General features: G+C 35.8%; 15 protein-coding genes. 1 reads left to right on the top strand and 14 read right to left on the bottom strand.

Annotated features, from left to right (window positions below):
* Positions 1 to 21: 21 nt before the first annotated feature.
* The 6 genes from rnc to OEZ61_RS00530 form a co-directional block, all read right to left on the bottom strand.
* Positions 22 to 714: a ribonuclease III gene (rnc, locus tag OEZ61_RS00555; RefSeq protein WP_034531086.1), complete on the bottom strand. Its 693-nt coding sequence runs from the start codon at positions 712 to 714 to the stop codon at positions 22 to 24.
* Positions 715 to 776: 62 nt separating this feature from the next.
* A complete protein-coding gene (acpP, locus tag OEZ61_RS00550; RefSeq protein WP_034531085.1) occupies positions 777 to 1,025 on the bottom strand; it encodes an acyl carrier protein in 249 nt (82 codons plus the stop codon).
* A gap of 49 nt (positions 1,026 to 1,074) precedes the next feature.
* On the bottom strand, positions 1,075 to 2,115 hold the full coding sequence (gene plsX, locus OEZ61_RS00545; RefSeq protein ID WP_034533528.1) for a phosphate acyltransferase PlsX: 1,041 nt from the start codon (positions 2,113 to 2,115) through the stop codon (positions 1,075 to 1,077).
* A gap of 13 nt (positions 2,116 to 2,128) precedes the next feature.
* The gene (recG, locus tag OEZ61_RS00540) at positions 2,129 to 4,162 is read right to left on the bottom strand and encodes an ATP-dependent DNA helicase RecG (RefSeq protein ID WP_034533525.1); all 2,034 of its coding nucleotides are present in this window, start codon (positions 4,160 to 4,162) and stop codon (positions 2,129 to 2,131) included.
* 51 nt (positions 4,163 to 4,213) lie between these two features.
* A complete protein-coding gene (locus tag OEZ61_RS00535) occupies positions 4,214 to 5,851 on the bottom strand; it encodes a DAK2 domain-containing protein (protein ID WP_080695494.1) in 1,638 nt (545 codons plus the stop codon).
* 55 nt (positions 5,852 to 5,906) lie between these two features.
* A complete protein-coding gene (locus tag OEZ61_RS00530; RefSeq protein WP_034531081.1) occupies positions 5,907 to 6,266 on the bottom strand; it encodes an Asp23/Gls24 family envelope stress response protein in 360 nt (119 codons plus the stop codon).
* A gap of 227 nt (positions 6,267 to 6,493) precedes the next feature.
* On the opposite strand from OEZ61_RS00530, the gene rpmB reads away from it, so the two are divergent.
* A complete protein-coding gene (gene rpmB, locus OEZ61_RS00525; protein WP_034531080.1) occupies positions 6,494 to 6,679 on the top strand; it encodes a 50S ribosomal protein L28 in 186 nt (61 codons plus the stop codon).
* 87 nt (positions 6,680 to 6,766) lie between these two features.
* Here the strand turns inward: rpmB and OEZ61_RS00520 are convergent, their stop codons facing one another.
* Genes OEZ61_RS00520 through priA form a run of 8 tightly spaced genes read right to left on the bottom strand, consistent with a single transcriptional unit; the run spans position 6,767 to position 16,376 of the window.
* A complete protein-coding gene (locus tag OEZ61_RS00520; protein ID WP_057197847.1) occupies positions 6,767 to 7,414 on the bottom strand; it encodes a thiamine diphosphokinase in 648 nt (215 codons plus the stop codon).
* A 2-nt stretch (positions 7,415 to 7,416) separates the two neighbouring features.
* Entirely contained in the window at positions 7,417 to 8,067 is a 651-nt protein-coding gene (gene rpe, locus OEZ61_RS00515) for a ribulose-phosphate 3-epimerase (protein WP_290046587.1), read from the bottom strand.
* Positions 8,068 to 8,077: 10 nt separating this feature from the next.
* Positions 8,078 to 8,977 (bottom strand): ribosome small subunit-dependent GTPase A, encoded by a 900-nt coding sequence (rsgA, locus tag OEZ61_RS00510; protein ID WP_041152290.1) that lies wholly within the window; start codon positions 8,975 to 8,977, stop codon positions 8,078 to 8,080.
* Positions 8,978 to 9,022: 45 nt separating this feature from the next.
* Entirely contained in the window at positions 9,023 to 10,918 is a 1,896-nt protein-coding gene (pknB, locus tag OEZ61_RS00505) for a Stk1 family PASTA domain-containing Ser/Thr kinase (protein ID WP_290046583.1), read from the bottom strand.
* Between the two features lie 12 nt (positions 10,919 to 10,930).
* Positions 10,931 to 11,662 carry a Stp1/IreP family PP2C-type Ser/Thr phosphatase gene (locus OEZ61_RS00500; protein WP_057197853.1) on the bottom strand — a complete coding sequence of 244 codons (732 nt, stop codon included), beginning with the start codon at positions 11,660 to 11,662 and terminating at the stop codon, positions 10,931 to 10,933.
* A 2-nt stretch (positions 11,663 to 11,664) separates the two neighbouring features.
* Positions 11,665 to 13,002, bottom strand: coding sequence for a 16S rRNA (cytosine(967)-C(5))-methyltransferase RsmB (gene rsmB, locus OEZ61_RS00495; protein ID WP_290046582.1), 1,338 nt, complete (start codon positions 13,000 to 13,002; stop codon positions 11,665 to 11,667).
* On the bottom strand, positions 12,992 to 13,948 hold the full coding sequence (gene fmt, locus OEZ61_RS00490) for a methionyl-tRNA formyltransferase (RefSeq protein WP_057197856.1): 957 nt from the start codon (positions 13,946 to 13,948) through the stop codon (positions 12,992 to 12,994). Before fmt ends, rsmB begins: the two co-directional genes overlap by 11 nt.
* 13 nt (positions 13,949 to 13,961) lie before the next feature.
* A complete protein-coding gene (gene priA, locus OEZ61_RS00485) occupies positions 13,962 to 16,376 on the bottom strand; it encodes a primosomal protein N' (protein ID WP_290046581.1) in 2,415 nt (804 codons plus the stop codon).
* Positions 16,377 to 16,381 lie beyond the last annotated feature (5 nt).

The raw sequence follows: 16,381 nt of genomic DNA, 5'->3' as shown, positions 1-16,381 counted from the left end.
AGTGATTTCCCCATCCTGTTTTTATTCTGTAAGGTTTTTAATTGCCTTCTTAGCAGCACCTTGTTCTGCATTCTTCTTGGAGTGACCTAGGCCAACACCTTTTTCAACACCATCGATGGTAACGGATACCTTAAAACGACGGTCGTTTTCCGGACCATTTTCGTCTAATAAGTGATATTCAATATCGACTGGTCCATTTGATTGTGCTAATTCTTGTAATTCAGTTTTGTGATCAAAGAATTCGTCAAACCATCCCTCGTCTAATTTAGGGAAAATTACTTGATGACAAAACTTAACTACAGGTTCCATTCCTTGGTCAAGGTATACCGCACCAATGAATGATTCAAAAATATCACATAATAGTGAATCTCTAGTTCTAGCTTGAGCTTTTTCTTCACCCTTACCTAAACGAATGTACTTATCAAATTCACATTCTCTAGCAAAACTGCTAAAGCTGTGTTCATTTACCATTGCGGCTCTTAATCTAGTTAAACGGCCTTGTGGCAAATTTGGATAACGCTTGTAAATGTATTCTGATACTACTAGTTCGTAAACAGCATCACCCAAAAATTCAATTCGTTCATAAAATTTCAAATTCTTACCTGGATGTTCATTAACGTATGAAGCTTGAGTAAAGGCTTCATCTAATAATGATTCATCCTTGAACTTAATGTTAAATCGTTTTTCTAATAAATCATCAAATTCTTTTTCCAAGTCTTTCCCTCCAGTGAATAATACAACAAAAGACGATTACTATTGAGTAATCGCCTTTTTAATTATTTGTTATCAGCGTTAGACATAACGTAGTCTACAGCTTCATCAATAGTCTTAATGTTTTCTGCATCTTCATCTGAGATATCAGTACCAAAAGTACTTTCTAGAGATAATACAAACTCAACAAAATCAATTGAATCAGCGTCTAAATCGTTTTGAAAGTTTAAATCACCTTTAATGGTATCTCTATCAATACTGAATTGATCAGCAACCATATCAGCAATTTTGTTAAATACTTCTTCTTTTGTCATAATCTATCTCCTTAAAATCGTAATTGATAATTCTAATTATAACAGATTTTTAGTTATTTTTGGCGTTTTGTTTGATTTGTTGCATATCATCAGCATGCTTATCAAAGTATTCGACAACGTCATCAATAGTCTTATTATCAATCATTGTCTTAATTTGGAAAATAGTGTTCTTGATTGTAACAGCTTCACTACTACCGTGAGCCTTAACAACAGGAGCCTTAGTACCCATTAATACGGCACCACCATATTGTGAGTAATCCATTTCCTTAGCAATCTTCTTGAATGTTGGCTTAAGCATTAAAGCACCAACTTTTGACTTAACGCCACCAGACATGATTTCACCCTTGATTAGAGTAAGTAATGAAAGTGCAGTTCCTTCGATTGCCTTTAATGCAGCGTTACCAGTGAAACCATCAGTAACAACAACATCAGCAGCACCATTTAATAATTCACGTGATTCAACGTTACCAATGAAGTTTAGGTTTTCATCCTTAGATAGCATTTCGTTAGCTGCCTTATGTAATGAGTCACCTTTATCTGCTTCAGTCCCGTTGTTTAATAGACCGATACGTGGGTTTTCAATATGTCTAACAGTTTCAGCATAGTACTTACCCATGAATGCGTATTGGTATAGGTTGAATAGTTTTGATTCAGCGTTAGCACCAACATCTAGCATAACGAAGTTATCATGATCTTCATCATTTACGATTGGTAAAGTAGTTGCAAGACCTGGACGATCAATTCCCTTAATTCTACCAATAATGAATAGACCAGCAGCTAGGATAGCACCGGTGTTACCAGCTGAGAAGAAAGCGTCTGCTTCTTTGTCCTTAACAGCTTGAGCAGCCATGTCTAGACTTGAGTTTTTCTTCTTCATAACAGCCTTAACAGGTTCTTCACCCATTTCGATAATTTCGTCAGATTGAACTAGTTCAATTCTTTCTTCGTTTTGAATTAATGGTTTAACCTTATCGATTTGACCGAATAACTTGAATTCAATATCAGGATATTGGTCTCTTGCCATTTCTACCCCTTTAACAACTTCTAATGGGGCGTTGTCTCCACCCATGGCATCAATTGCGATTTTCATTTATAAAACTCCTTTAATCAAACATTTTCTTATTATTTTTTTGGTGAACGTAACTATATAATTTACTATACATTGGATTGTTTTGCCAATCATTTGTACTTACAATCTGAATTGCCTCTTGTTGAGCAACACTTAGCATCGTTAAATCTGCAACCGGATCTCCTACCTTAAAATCAGGAAGACCAGATTGTGCTTTCCCCATGATATCACCAGGTCCTCTAAGTTCTAGGTCCTTTTGCGATATAACGAAACCATCGTTACTTTCAACCATGACATTCATTCGTTTAACACCTGTCTCAGTTTTGGGATCAGATACTAATAAACAGTATGACTGACTACTTCCTCTTCCAACTCGACCTCGTAATTGATGTAACTGAGCCAATCCAAAATGATCAGCATTAAATACGATCATCATAGTGGCATTACTAACGTCCACACCTACTTCAATAACTGTCGTAGAGACCAAAATTTGAAACTCATTGTTTTTAAATTCTGTCATCACCAAATTTTTATCTTCATCTTTCATTCTACCATGAAGTAGACCAACTTTGAATTCTGGTTCAAACATATTCTTAAAATTGTCATAGATATTGATGGCATTCTTCATATCGACAGCTTCCGATTCCTCAACCAATGGTGTTACAACGTATATCTGTTCTCCGGCATTCAATCTTTCTTTGATAAAACCAACAGAATTCTTAAATTGCCCTTCCTTGATCCACGCCGTTTTAACCGGTTGGCGACCATTAGGTAGTTCGTCAATAATTGAAACATCCATTTCGCCATATGAAGTAATGGCTAAAGTTCTAGGGATTGGCGTTGCCGTCATCGCTAAAACGTTAGTTCCATCGTTTTTCTGTCTTAACTTAGCACGTTGGTTTACACCAAAACGATGTTGTTCATCGATAATGGCTAAACCTAAATTCTTGTATTCAACGTTATCTTGAATCAAGGCATGGGTTCCAATAACCAAGTTAATTTCACCAGACTTAATTCTTGGTAAAAGTTCTTTTCTGGCAGCCGGTTTCGTATCACCAGTTAACAATGCAACATTCACTTTTGTATCTTTAAAGAGTGTTGCTAGTTTATTAGCATGTTGTTCAGCCAATATTTCGGTCGGTGCCATTAAGGCCGCTTGATATCCGCCATCAATACATGCCAAAATTGCTAAAGCAGCCACAATTGTTTTACCAGAACCCACATCCCCTTGAAGCAAACGGTTCATCTGACGAGTCGATGATAAATCGTTTTGAATTTCATTTACCACACGCTGTTGTGCATTTGTTAATGAAAATGGAAGTTGGTTAATAAAAGCATCCATATCAGCTTGGTTAAACTTAATGGCTAAACCAGCATCCTTTTGTTCTTCACTCTTTAATGCTTGCAAACGCATTTGAAATAAGAAAAATTCATTAAACTTCGCAGTTCTTCTAGCTAGGTATGCATCCTTTGTATCATTGGGGAAATGCATATCCTGAATAACTTGTTTTTGTGATTCCAACTTATATTTTGCAATAATATCTTCTGGAATGACATCATCAATTACATCCTTGTATTCATCAAACGCTAACTTCACCAAATCACTGATTGTCTTTTGACGAATATGCTTGTTAGCGGGATAAATTGGATTCATTTCATTACCATCAACCGATGATAAAATCTTGATTCCAGATAATGACGCCTTGGCCTTATCAAAACGACCGTATATAATAACTTCCTTTCCAACCGGAAGCTGTTTCTTTAACCATGGTTGATTAAAAAATGTCACTTTGACGACGTCGTTATCAACCAATAGTCTTATGTTCAATAGATTTCTTTTCCGTCCGAAGTGTGCAACCACTGGATCAGCCGCAATCTTACCCTTAATCGTAACCTTTTCTTGGTCTTCAATTTGCGATAAGTCTTTGACTTGAAAATCATCGTATCTAAATGGGTAATATGTCAATAAATCATATATAGTATCGATACCCAATTCATCCAAAGCTTCGACCTTTTTAGGACCAACACCCTTTAAAACGGACACACTATCGTTTAAATCTTTCAACATATCACCTCATTTTACTTATGTAATAAAAAAATCGGAGAAACCTCCGACATTTTATTCAACAGAAATTAAGTATGGGTAGACTGGTTGTCCTCCCGGATGAACTTCAACTTCTAAGTCATCATCAATTGATTCAACTTGTTCAGCTAGTTCATCAGCTTGATCTTGTGTCATGCCTTCACCATAGATAATGGTTACAACTTCACTATCTTCATCAAGCATTTCCTTAATCATATCGATAGTAGTTTCGTTTAAGTCGTCTTTAACAACCTTAATCTTACCATCGATAATTCCCATGTAATCGTCTTTCTTGATTTTAACACCATCAATTTCGGTGTCTCTAACAGCGTTAGTAACATCTCCACTAACTACAGTGTCTAACATATCTTCCATTTCAGATACGTTATCGTCTAGACTAGCATCAGGATTGAAAGAAAGCATTGTTGTTAAACCTTGTTGAATTGTCTTTGCGTGAACAATTTCAACTGGGATTTCGGCAACATCAGCAGCTTGTTGAGCGGCCATGAAGATATTACCGTTATTTGGAAGAATAATTGCTTTCTTAGCATTACTATTGTTAATAGAATCTAGAATGTCTTGAGTGCTTGGGTTCATGGTTTGACCACCCTTGATAACATCAGTAACACCTAGACTGGTAAATAGTTCACCAATTCCGTCACCAGAAGCGACTGCAATAATTGCTGTTTCTTTTGGTTCTGATTTGGTTTCTTTCTTAGATTCATCGTCTTTTTCAATAATTGTTTCTTGTTGTAGACGCATATTATCAATCTTAACGTTGGCTAAGTCACCGAACTTTTGGCCCCATGAAATAACTTCACCAGGTTGTTCAGTATGAACATGGACTTTAACAATTTCATCATCATTAACAACTAATAATGAGTCACCTAAACCGGCTAAATGATCATAGAACTTATCGTAGTCAAAGTCGTATTCAACTTCCTTACCGCGACCAATTCTAACCATGATTTGGGTACAGTATCCAAACTTAATGTCGTCTGGGTTTAACTTACCTTGTGCACTTTCATGACTTTGTTCATGACTTGCATCAATCATTTGATCCATTTCACCAGTATTTGGTTGATGACTAGCTTCAATTTCTCGTCCATTTAAAACATCACTAAATGCTTTAACAACGAAAACTAAACCTTGTCCACCTGAATCAACAACACCAACTTGTTTCAATACTGGTAACAAATCAGGTGTTGATTGAAGAGCTTGTTCAGCAGCATCAGCTAAAATATCAAATAATTCAGCTAGGTCGTTTGTGGTTGCACTTTGACCTGCTTCAGAAATCCCTCTAATAACAGTTAGAATTGTTCCTTCAGTTGGCTTCATAACTGAACCATACGCTGTTTTTTCACTGTTTTTAAAAGCTTCTACGATGTCTTGAGCAGAAAGGTTATCCTTTTCAGCAACAGACTTTGAGAAACCTCTAAAGATTTGTGACAAGATAACTCCAGAGTTACCTCTTGCTCCCATCAATAGCCCTTTAGCTAATGATTGAGCTAATTCTCCAACAGATTCGCTAGTATCACGACTAACGTAATCAGCCCCACTTTGGAAAGACATACTCATATTAGTACCAGTATCACCATCTGGAACTGGGAAAACATTAAGTGAGTTTATAAATTCTGCATTATTATTAAGGGTAGTAGCAGCGGCTTGCACCATTTGATCAAATTTTGATCTATCTATATTTGAAATAGACACAAAAATGAACCTCCTTTTAGTCTAGAACTCTTACACCTTGAACAACGACATTAACAGAACTTGCACTAATGCCAAGCATAGATTCCAAATTGTACTTAACCTTGCTTTGAACATTTTTACATACTTCTGAAATTTTAGTACCGTAGCTAACAATGATATTTACTTCAATTGCAACATCATTGTCTTGTTGTGTTACCACAACCCCACGAGAATAGTTATCTTTTTTCAAAATATCGTTTACATTGTCTCGAATTTGATTTTTACTTGCCATACCAACAACTCCGTAGTTATCAGTAGCAGCTCCACCAACTACGGTGGCAATTACATTGTTATCAATATCAATTAATCCATAATCAGTTCTCATTTTTACGGCCATCACAATAGCCTCCTTAAAAGATAGATTTCTTAATATATTCGTAATATAATACTACCACATGTTTAAAAAAAGCTAAAGTATTGATATAATGAATAGCGAAGGCTGTCAAGTATATTCACTTGAAAGAAAAGCATTGCAAAACAGGCTTCAATATGCTAAATTATTAGAGTGAGATGTAATAAAAGCAACGCTTTTGACTAGAAATCAATTAAAGGAGGAATTTACCAATGGCTAAAGATTTTATTAATGGTAAAAGAACTCATTATGGTAACAAACGTTCCCATGCTTTGAATTCTTCACGTCGTAGCTGGAAGCCAAATCTACAAAAGGTTCGTATCCTTGTAGATGGAAAGCCTAAGAAAGTTTGGGTTAGTGCCCGTACTCTAAAATCAGGTAAAGTTACTCGTGCCTAACAATATTTAAGTCTGACTCTTAATGTCAGACTTTTTTTATACCCTAAATAACAAAAAAGAGAACTGATATAATCAGTTCTCTTTTTTCTATGCATCTTTACTTTGAATCACACATAATACCCCATTATCAAAATCGAAGTGACATTTATCACCATCGAATTGATTACTGGAATAAGCAAACGGTCTTTCAACATAGTAGTTATCCAATTTGTATACCGCATCATGAATTGATAAATGCATCGCATTCATTGGAATAAATGCTAAGTAACGCATCATATCAATCTTTGTAATTTCATGTTCTCCTGGAGTAAAGTATTGGATTACATTTTGTTTATCAATAATTCTAATTTTTTCAACGATATCCCTAAATTTAGGTTCAGTCGCCAATAAGTAGTTAGAAATAAAGTGATCAATTCTACCACCAGTGGCACCAAAGATATTAATAACATCCGCCTTTAGTTCGTCAGATGCAATCTTTAATGCTAGTTGGGTATCAGTATAGTCTTTATCAGGATTATAAGTTCGAATATCAGAAACATTGTTTGAAATAATTTCAAATTCGGATTGATCCATTGAATCAAAATCACCAATTGAAATTAGTGGCTTAATTCCCATTTGAACTAACCAAACATTTCCTCGATCGACTCCAATCCAATCGCCATCGATTTCGCCTTGTCTTAAACTATCAGGCCACAAATCAGTTGGCCCACCGACTAATAAATTGATCGTTTTCATAATTATTTAGTAGCGTCCTTAATTGCTTGAATTCTTTCAGCAGGATTTTCAGCACCGAATACGTATGAACCGGCAACTGCAACAGTTGCACCAGCTTTAGCAGCAGCTTGAACAGTTTCGTTGTTAACTCCACCATCAATTTCGATGTCAAAGTCGTATCCTTCATCCTTCTTGATATCGTCTAATTGCTTGATTTTCTTAACAGTTTCATCTAGGAACCTTTGACCACCAAAACCTGGGTTAACAGTCATTACTAGAACTTGGTCAACCATGTATAGTACTGGTTTGATAGCTTCTACAGGAGTACCTGGGTTGATTACTACTTCAGCCTTAACACCCTTGTTCTTAATCATTTGTAAAGCACGGTGAATGTGTGGAGTTGCTTCAACGTGTACACCGATAATATCAGCACCCTTGTCTGCAAATTCGTCAACGAATCTTTCAGGGTTAACTACCATCAAGTGAACATCTAATACTAAGTTAGAGATCTTTTTGATTTGTGGAACCCAGTTTGGACCGTATGAAATTGCTGGGACAAATGAGCCGTCCATTACATCGATATGTAATAGTTCTGCGTCCTTTTCGACTTTTTCAATATCACTTTGTAGGTTTAAGTAATCTGCACTTAAGATTGATGGTGCTACTTTAATCATTATTAATTCCTCATTTCTTTTTATTGTAAATTGGCTTTTTATTCTTTAATAGATCATATAACTGAACATAATCATGATAGCGTTCATGTGATAGTTCATCTTCATCTAACATTGCCTTGATTGCACAACCAGGTTCGTTAATGTGAACACATCCCCTGAATTTACATCTATCAGCATTTGCTCTGAATTCAGGGAAGTAATCCCTTAGTTCTTCAGGTCTGATATCAAAAGCTTCGTAAGATGAGAAACCAGGTGTATCAGCTACTAATCCATTATTAATTTGAATAAAGCTGACTTTTCTAGTTGTATGTTTACCACGGTTTAATGCCATGGAAATTTCACCAGTTGCTAAGTTTAAATCAGGAGAGATTTGATTCAACAATGTTGATTTACCTGCCCCTGTTTGACCCATAAAGACAGTTTCTTTATTTTCAAACAATGATTTAATTTCATTAACTGATTCAGCTTTATCCTCGCTGTTACTAGGAAGGATAACCTTATATCCAGCTTGTTCATATACTCTCTTAACACCTTTAAAGTACTCAAATTGTTTATCATCTAATAAATCAGTCTTAGTAAAGTAGATAATTGGTGTAATTTTGTTAATTTCAACCGCAACCAATTGACGGTCTAACAAGTTATATGAAAAATCTGGCTGAACAGCGGAAGTAACAACGACGGCTTGATCAATGTTTGCAATTGGAGGTCTCACCAACGAATTTTTACGATCAAAAATCTTTAGTAAGTATCCTTCTTTTTGTGAACTGGATTCAAACTCGACGTCATCACCAACTAAAGGAGTTATTTTTCTTTTTCTAAAGTTACCTCTAGCTCTTGTTCGGTATATCTTTCCGTCACTAATAATATCATAGAATCCACTTAGGGATTGGAAAATTTTTCCTTCAGCCAATGTATCACCTCGTTAATTTATTTACTATTTTTATTATACCTTGCATTACTTCATTATCAAATCACCATTTCGATAAATTCGATATTGTGGTTTTTGATTTTTCTTCAAACTGTAAGGAATGCTGATGGTTGTATCTTTATTTATATAGATGGTCCGATAGAATTTTTCGTTACCGCCATCCTTATTAGAATAGATTGTAATCTTATTCAGGCCACTATTATCAACCTTTTTATAAGTTAATTTTACCGATACGTTAACGCTTCTTCTTAGATTTTTGTTATCAGAGTTTCCCTTTGATACCCAAAGTTCTACCTCATCGCCGTAACTTAACAATAAACCAGTTGATGGACTTTGTTGGTAGACTTTTCCAGCAGATTGACTCTTAGAATTTTCGTAGAAAGCCTTAACGTTTAAATGATTTTCCTTAGCATAGTTTCTCGCCTGTTCTTCGGTTTTACCAATTAAATTCACCATCTTAAAATTTCTAGTATTAACCGCTACTACCAAGTTAATTGTAGTGTTATGTGGTTCCACCAAGGTTCCAGGACGAATACTTTGGCTAAGAATGGTATCCGACTTAAATGAAGTGTCATAACTGTATGACTTCTTAACCGTGAATCCCATTGTTGTCAATGAATGCTCAGCAGAATCGACTGAATCGCCTAAGTAATTATCCATCTTGACCTTCTTATAACCACCTGAAACCTTCAAAACAATTCCAGAATGGTTGATCATCTTGGTTCCCTTGGCTGGATTAGTACCAATTACCTTATTAACAGCAACGTCAGTGTTATAAGTGTACTTCACCTTGCTGACAATTAAATGGGACTTCTTTAAAACCTTCTTAGCTTTACTAATCGACATGTTGGAAACGTTTGGTACCGTTACTCGTGTGAAGAAAGTAAAGTTAAAAAATAAGAATATTCCTGAAATAAAGGCAAATAGTATCACAATTAATGTTAGCAATTTAAAGATTCGGTATTTATCCTTGTATTCATGTTCATCGCCTACATGATGATCATGATATTTGTTTAAATCCTTTAGTTCCAATACTTTGGTTTCACCATCATCGATTTCAGTTTTCGGAATCATGAAGTGTAATTTAGCTTCATCCATTCTTTCTTCGTTCATTGAAGTAAGGAGGTCTTCCTTCATATCCAAAACAGAACTATAGCGATCAGATAATTTCTTAGCGGTTGCCTTAATCACAACATTTTCCAATGCTTGAGTAACTAGACTATTTTGTTCAATTATCGAAGGCAAGTTTTCCTTAGTATGCTTCATCGCAATGTTTACTGGTGAATCACCATCAAAAGGAACCTTACCTGTAAGCAGTTCGTATAGGATAATTCCCAATGAATAAACATCTGATTGGGTAGTAACCTTCTTTCCCAATGCTTGTTCTGGCGAAATATAGTGGATTGAACCAACAACCGCATTGGTTTGAGTTAAAGCATTTTGATTTTCAATTAAAGCAATTCCAAAGTCTGTTACTTTAACGACACCTTTTTTATCAATCAACACGTTTTGTGGCTTTAAATCACGGTGAATAATTCCATGACTATGAGCTTCATATACAGCATCAATTAGTTGTGTCATGATTGCAATAACTTTATCAATACTGATTGGATAGTACTTTTGAATATAATTCTTTAAGTCCTGTCCATCAACGTATTCGGTTACTAGATATTGTAAATCACCTGATTGATTTAAGTCATATACCTGGGCAATATGCTTGCTCTTTAATTTATTAATCGCTAGCTTTTCATACTTAAAATGACGTTTAGCTTTTTGACTACCTTGAAAATCAATTCGAATAATCTTAATTGTGACAAGACGGTTTTCCTTCATATCATATGAAAGATAAACATTAACCATCCCACCTTCACCAATCTTATCAATGATTTTGTAGCGGTCATTTAAAACGCACCCTTTTTCCATAAACGATCACTCCTAACCTAAATCATCGATTAAAATAGCAGAAATGTTATCTTTTCCACCATTATCATTGGCAGTATCAATTAGACGATCAACCTTTTGTCTTCCACTTAATCGCATGTTTAAAATTTTCGAGATTGTCTCATCACTAACCATTTTGGTTAGACCATCACTACATAATAATAGTTGATCACCTGGTCTAAATTGAATGTTTGAGATATCGACATCTGCATCTGAAGAAACGCCCAATCCCTTTACAATTACGTTTTGTAAATTGGAATCGATGTTTTCTCCATTTTTAACTTCGCCTTTTTCAATTAAAAAATTGATGTATGAATGATCAACGGTAAGTTGCTTAAGTTGACTACTTCTTAATAGATAACAACGACTATCACCCAGATGGGTTAGTAGATATTGATTTCCAAAGAACAATGCGACAACAACAGTAGTTGCCATTTTACTTAAACTTTCATCCTTAATTCCCATTTCAACAATCTTATTATTTACATCGCTAATCGTTTGAGATAGCCATGCTTTAGTATCGATAATTGAACTAATATGATGATTTTGAAAAGCTTGTCCAATAAAATCAACCGCTGTTGAAGCAGCAATTTCACCACCATTGCTTCCACCGACTCCATCGGCCAGGATTGCAATTAGAGCGCCTTGTTGATTTTTAAAATAGCCAACATAATCTTCATTACTAATTCTTTGTTTACCAATAACAGAATTAGCAGCAACTTCCATTTCTATTCACCACCGTTTTTTATTAAATTACATACGAAGAATCCATCTGAATCGTAGTCATCTGGATAGATTCGAATGTAACCATCATTTAGCTGAATACCCATTTTGGAAACTGGATCAACACGTTTAAAATCAGGATTTTGTTTTAAGAATTCAGCAATTACGTCAGAATTTTCTTGATTTAAGATGGTACAAGTACTGTAAACTAGCTTACCACCTTTTTTAAGTTTTTTGGCAGCAGAAGTTAAGATGTCCAATTGAATGGATGCTAATTTTTTAACATCTTCCATCTTCTTTTCGTATCTAATTTCTGGTTTTCTTCTAATCAAACCAATTCCTGAACATGGTGCATCAATTAAAATTTGGTTGAATGTTTCATCATCATATAAATCATCAAGATTTCTAGCATCACAAGCTTGAGTGGATAAAACATCACTAACGCCTAGTCGTTTGGCATTCTTTTGCACTTGTTTCAAGCGATTATTGTGCAAGTCCAATGCTTCAACATGGCCACCAGCTTCTTTGGATAGGTGTTCTGCAATTTGAGTGGTCTTTCCACCAGGTGCTGAACAGGCATCTAGGATTACATCAGATTCTTTAATATCCATGGATTCAACTGGTAACATTGCACTTTCGTCTTGAATTGTCATTTGACCATTCTTAAAAGTATCACTGTAACTAGCAGACTTCTTGGTTAAGATTAATCCTGATTCAATCAGTTTACTGTTTTGCACACCATAGCCATCTGCTTTTAATTTATCTGATAATGATTGCTTACTAATTAACTTAGAATTAAAACGCACTGATTGCTTTGAAGGTTGATTAATACTCTTTAGGATGGAAAGTGTCTTTTCTTCACCCACTTGTTTATTCAACTCTTCAATCATCCATTCAGAAATACTGTATTCAATTGAAAGTTTTTTAATTGGATCATCGATATCAGAAAAGTCAGGTAATCCTTTTCTTTCAATTTGGTGGAGAACACCAGTAACTAGTCTTCTAATTCCGTCATGACCCATTTTCTTAGCAATCTTGATGGTTTCATTAAAAACGGCTCTGGTAGGAATTTTGTCCAAGTATTCCATTTGATAAATCGCAGAATACAACAATTCCTTGACCCAATCATCAACCTTACTGGCATTCTTTAGGAAGTGATTTAATTGGTATTCCAATGTTAAACGATGTTGAATAACACCGTAAACAATGTTGGTAAGCAATGCGATATCACGACTGCTTAAGTCACTATTTTCAATGACTTGGTTTAGTTGTAGGTTGGAGTATGCTCCGTTTGAAATTTTACTAAGCGTCTTTACAGCCAGTAATCTAGGGTTACTTGACATCTTCTATCACCATATCTCCTTGTTGAATTGATTGACCAGCACCATTTAAGAAGGCGTTGATTAGTTGCTTTGGTTTACCTGAAGGTTGGATTTCCAAAAGTTGTAGGACAGTTCCGTCTCCACAGGCAATCTTCAAATCTTTCTTTGTCTTTTCAACCACTTGGCCAGGTTTTAAGTCAGTGGTTTCATCTAAAGGTTTAGCACTCCAGAACTTAGTACGTTTACCTAACATCATAGCAAATGCATTTGGTGATGGACGTAGTGCTCTAATCTTTCTATCGACTAGAAAGGCTGGCTTTGTGAAGTCTAATTCTTCTTGTTCTCTTGTGATGTTTGGTGAAAATACCACCTTGTCTTCATCTTGTGGAATTGGGTTAACATCCCCAGTAGCCACCTTAGGTAAAGTTTCAAGAAGTAAATCACGACCAATGATACTTAACTTGTCAAATAATGATTGGGTATCATCATCTGGTTGAATTTCCAATGCTTGTTGAGATAAGACATCCCCAGCATCCATCTTCTTAACCATGTACATGATTGAAATTCCTGTTTGTTTATCACCATTAATCAATGAATATTGAACGGGTGCACCACCGCGGTATTTTGGTAACAATGAACCGTGAACGTTAACTGCGGCAATCTTTGCAGCATTCAATAGCTTTCCAGGTAAGAATTGACCAAAAGCAGCGGTGATAATGAAATCAGGATTAATTTCTATAATCTTAGCCATTTCATCACTACCACTAATTTTTTCAGGTTGTAACACTGGAATTGATAATTCTAGTGCCGCTTCCTTTACCGGTGATGGTTTTAATACTCTTTTTCTTCCGAAAGGTCGATCTGGTTGAGTAACGACTGCTTGTACATCGTAGTCATCACTATCCACTAATCCTTTTAATACAGGAACTGCAAATGATGGAGTTCCCATAAATACAACTTTTTTCATTTTATCTACATCCTTACATAAAGTTCAAAGGATCTGGGTCTATGTTTACGTATAGTCCCTTTTGAGCATCCTTTTGATAATGATTCAATATATATTCCAAACATGGTTTCATATTTGGTTCGTTTTTATACTTAATAATAATTTGATAATAGTACTTATTCTTTAATTTTAAGATTGAACTAGGCGATGGTCCTAACATTATTGCTTGGTCACTTAGCTTCGCCTTTAAAATCTTCGCAATTTCGTACATCTTAGCAGCTGCCTTAGCTTCGTTGACATCGGAAGCTGATATCTTAACAGTGAAATAGTAAGGCGGATAGTTAGTTTGATGTCTAACATTCATTTCCTTACGATAGAACAATTCATAGTCCTGTCTTTGTGCTAGTCTAATCGCATAGTGATCGGGATTAAAGGTTTGAATATAAACCAATCCCTTTTTCTCTGCACGACCAGCACGTCCACTAACCTGAGTTAACAAGTTAAATGTTCTTTCGCTAGAACGAAAATCAGGTAAGTCAAGGGAGGTATCAGCATTCAAAACACCGACAAGTGTGACGTTTGGGAAATCCAATCCCTTCGCAATCATTTGAGTTCCAAGCAAGATGTCGGCTTCATCATTACCAAATTTTTGTAAGATTCGTTCGTGTGAACCTTTTCTTCTCGTGGTATCAACGTCCATTCTTAGGATACGAGCGTTTGGTACCAATGATTGAAGCTTTTCTTGGACCTTTTGAGTTCCAGTACCGTAGTATCTGATCTTTTTACTACCACAGTTTTTACACTTGTTAGGAATTGGTTCCTCGTGACCACAGTAGTGACACTTCATCGTTCTTGAATCCATGTGTAGCGTAAGTGAGATATCACAGTTTGGACAATGCAATACGAAACCACAACTACGACACATCACAAATGATGAGTATCCCCTGCGGTTTAACATCAACACAATCTGTTCGTGTTTTTGTAAACGATTGTTAATCGCTGATAGCAATTCAGATGAAAAATCTTCTTGACCGCTATTTTTAACCTCTTCCTTCATGTCAATAACCCTAACCTCAGGTAAGGATTGGTTATTGATTCTGTGTGGAAGTTTGATTAGTTGATATACGCCCTTAGTAGCTCTTGCTCTTGATTCCAATGAAGGAGTGGCACTACCTAAAACTAACGGACAGTTGTGAAAACTTGCTCGCCACTTAGCAACGTCTCTTGTATGGTATCGAGGCGAATCATCTTGCTTATAACTAGCTTCATGTTCTTCATCCATGATGATGATACCGATATTATCTAGCGGAGCAAAGATGGCAGAACGTGCTCCAACGACCACGTCAGCTTCACCATTGTTAACTCTGCGCCATTCATCGTACTTTTCACCATTTGACAAACCACTATGTAACATCGCTACTCGATTCCCAAATCGACCCTTAACTCTTTTTACCATCTGAGGAGTTAACGAAATTTCAGGGACCAACATTAAAGCAGTCTTGCCTAACTCAAGTGCTTTTTGGATTGATTGAAGATATACTTCAGTCTTTCCAGAACCCGTAACACCCTCTAATAAAAAGACAGTATCCTGATTGTGCTTGGTTGCTGCACTAATTCTATCGACGGCACTTTGTTGATCGTCGTTTAACTGTAATGGTTTGTTTGTGCCAACTTTACCTTGGTATGGGTTACGGTATTCCTCTTGTAAGAACCTAGTAAACCATCCCTTATCCACCGCACTTTTAATCGCAGCTTCAGGAATATCAAAGTCATGAACCAACTTACGTTGAGCAATCTCTTTATCATTATGGTTGATGATAAAATCTAGAATTTTAATCAGGTTCTTTGAGTTCTTACGGACATGAGTTAACTCTTCTTTTGCTTGCTCAGTTGTTAAGTTCGGTTTAATGGCATAAATCTTTTTAGCCTTGGCACCATCTGAAACCTTGTATTCAACAGAAAGTTTGTTTTCTTTACGATATTGAATAATCTTCTTTAATACTGCTGCTGGGTATTCATCCACGTCAAAATCAACGACAGTATCATCACCAAAAATGGCTAAAATATCGTCGTCGATTTCACTTGAATCATTTAATACTAGTTGTTTTTGATACTTCGCTCTCATTACGCTTGGGAGCATTGTTAAAATACAACTAATTTGAAAGGAATAGGTCTTTTCTGCCATCCATTTAGACATGTCCAGTAATTCAGTATTCAATACCGAATCCAAATCCAATAGTCCTGAAATTTCCTTTAATTCACCGTCAAAAGTTCCATTATTGTCGATATCCCAAACGATTCCCTGAATTTTACGGCCACCATTTCCAAACGGAACAATGACACGCATCCCTTTTTGAAGTTTATCGTTTAGCTCATCTGGCACTAAGTAAGTATATGGTTCGTTAGTTTGCATTGTTGGCACATCAACAATTACTTTTGCTAAATTCAATCTAA

Source organism: Apilactobacillus sp. EABW-1NA, from assembly GCF_030398685.1.
Classification (GTDB): domain Bacteria; phylum Bacillota; class Bacilli; order Lactobacillales; family Lactobacillaceae; genus Apilactobacillus; species Apilactobacillus waqarii.
Note: the sequence above shows the minus strand (reverse complement) of the source record. Positions and strands in the feature narration are given on the sequence as shown.

What these genes read in the sequence shown, in the direction of transcription:
- acpP (WP_034531085.1), bottom strand. Translation starts at nt 1,025, where the DNA reads ATGACAAAAGAAGAAGTATTTAACAAAATTGCTGATATGGTTGCTGAT.
- plsX (WP_034533528.1), bottom strand. Translation starts at nt 2,115, where the DNA reads ATGAAAATCGCAATTGATGCCATGGGTGGAGACAACGCCCCATTAGAA.
- recG (WP_034533525.1), bottom strand. Translation starts at nt 4,162, where the DNA reads ATGTTGAAAGATTTAAACGATAGTGTGTCCGTTTTAAAGGGTGTTGGT.
- OEZ61_RS00535 (WP_080695494.1), bottom strand. Translation starts at nt 5,851, where the DNA reads ATGGTGCAAGCCGCTGCTACTACCCTTAATAATAATGCAGAATTTATA.
- OEZ61_RS00530 (WP_034531081.1), bottom strand. Translation starts at nt 6,266, where the DNA reads ATGGCCGTAAAAATGAGAACTGATTATGGATTAATTGATATTGATAAC.
- rpmB (WP_034531080.1), top strand. Translation starts at nt 6,494, where the DNA reads ATGGCTAAAGATTTTATTAATGGTAAAAGAACTCATTATGGTAACAAA.
- OEZ61_RS00520 (WP_057197847.1), bottom strand. Translation starts at nt 7,414, where the DNA reads ATGAAAACGATCAATTTATTAGTCGGTGGGCCAACTGATTTGTGGCCT.
- rpe (WP_290046587.1), bottom strand. Translation starts at nt 8,067, where the DNA reads ATGATTAAAGTAGCACCATCAATCTTAAGTGCAGATTACTTAAACCTA.
- pknB (WP_290046583.1), bottom strand. Translation starts at nt 10,918, where the DNA reads ATGGAAAAAGGGTGCGTTTTAAATGACCGCTACAAAATCATTGATAAG.
- OEZ61_RS00500 (WP_057197853.1), bottom strand. Translation starts at nt 11,662, where the DNA reads ATGGAAGTTGCTGCTAATTCTGTTATTGGTAAACAAAGAATTAGTAAT.
- rsmB (WP_290046582.1), bottom strand. Translation starts at nt 13,002, where the DNA reads ATGTCAAGTAACCCTAGATTACTGGCTGTAAAGACGCTTAGTAAAATT.
- fmt (WP_057197856.1), bottom strand. Translation starts at nt 13,948, where the DNA reads ATGAAAAAAGTTGTATTTATGGGAACTCCATCATTTGCAGTTCCTGTA.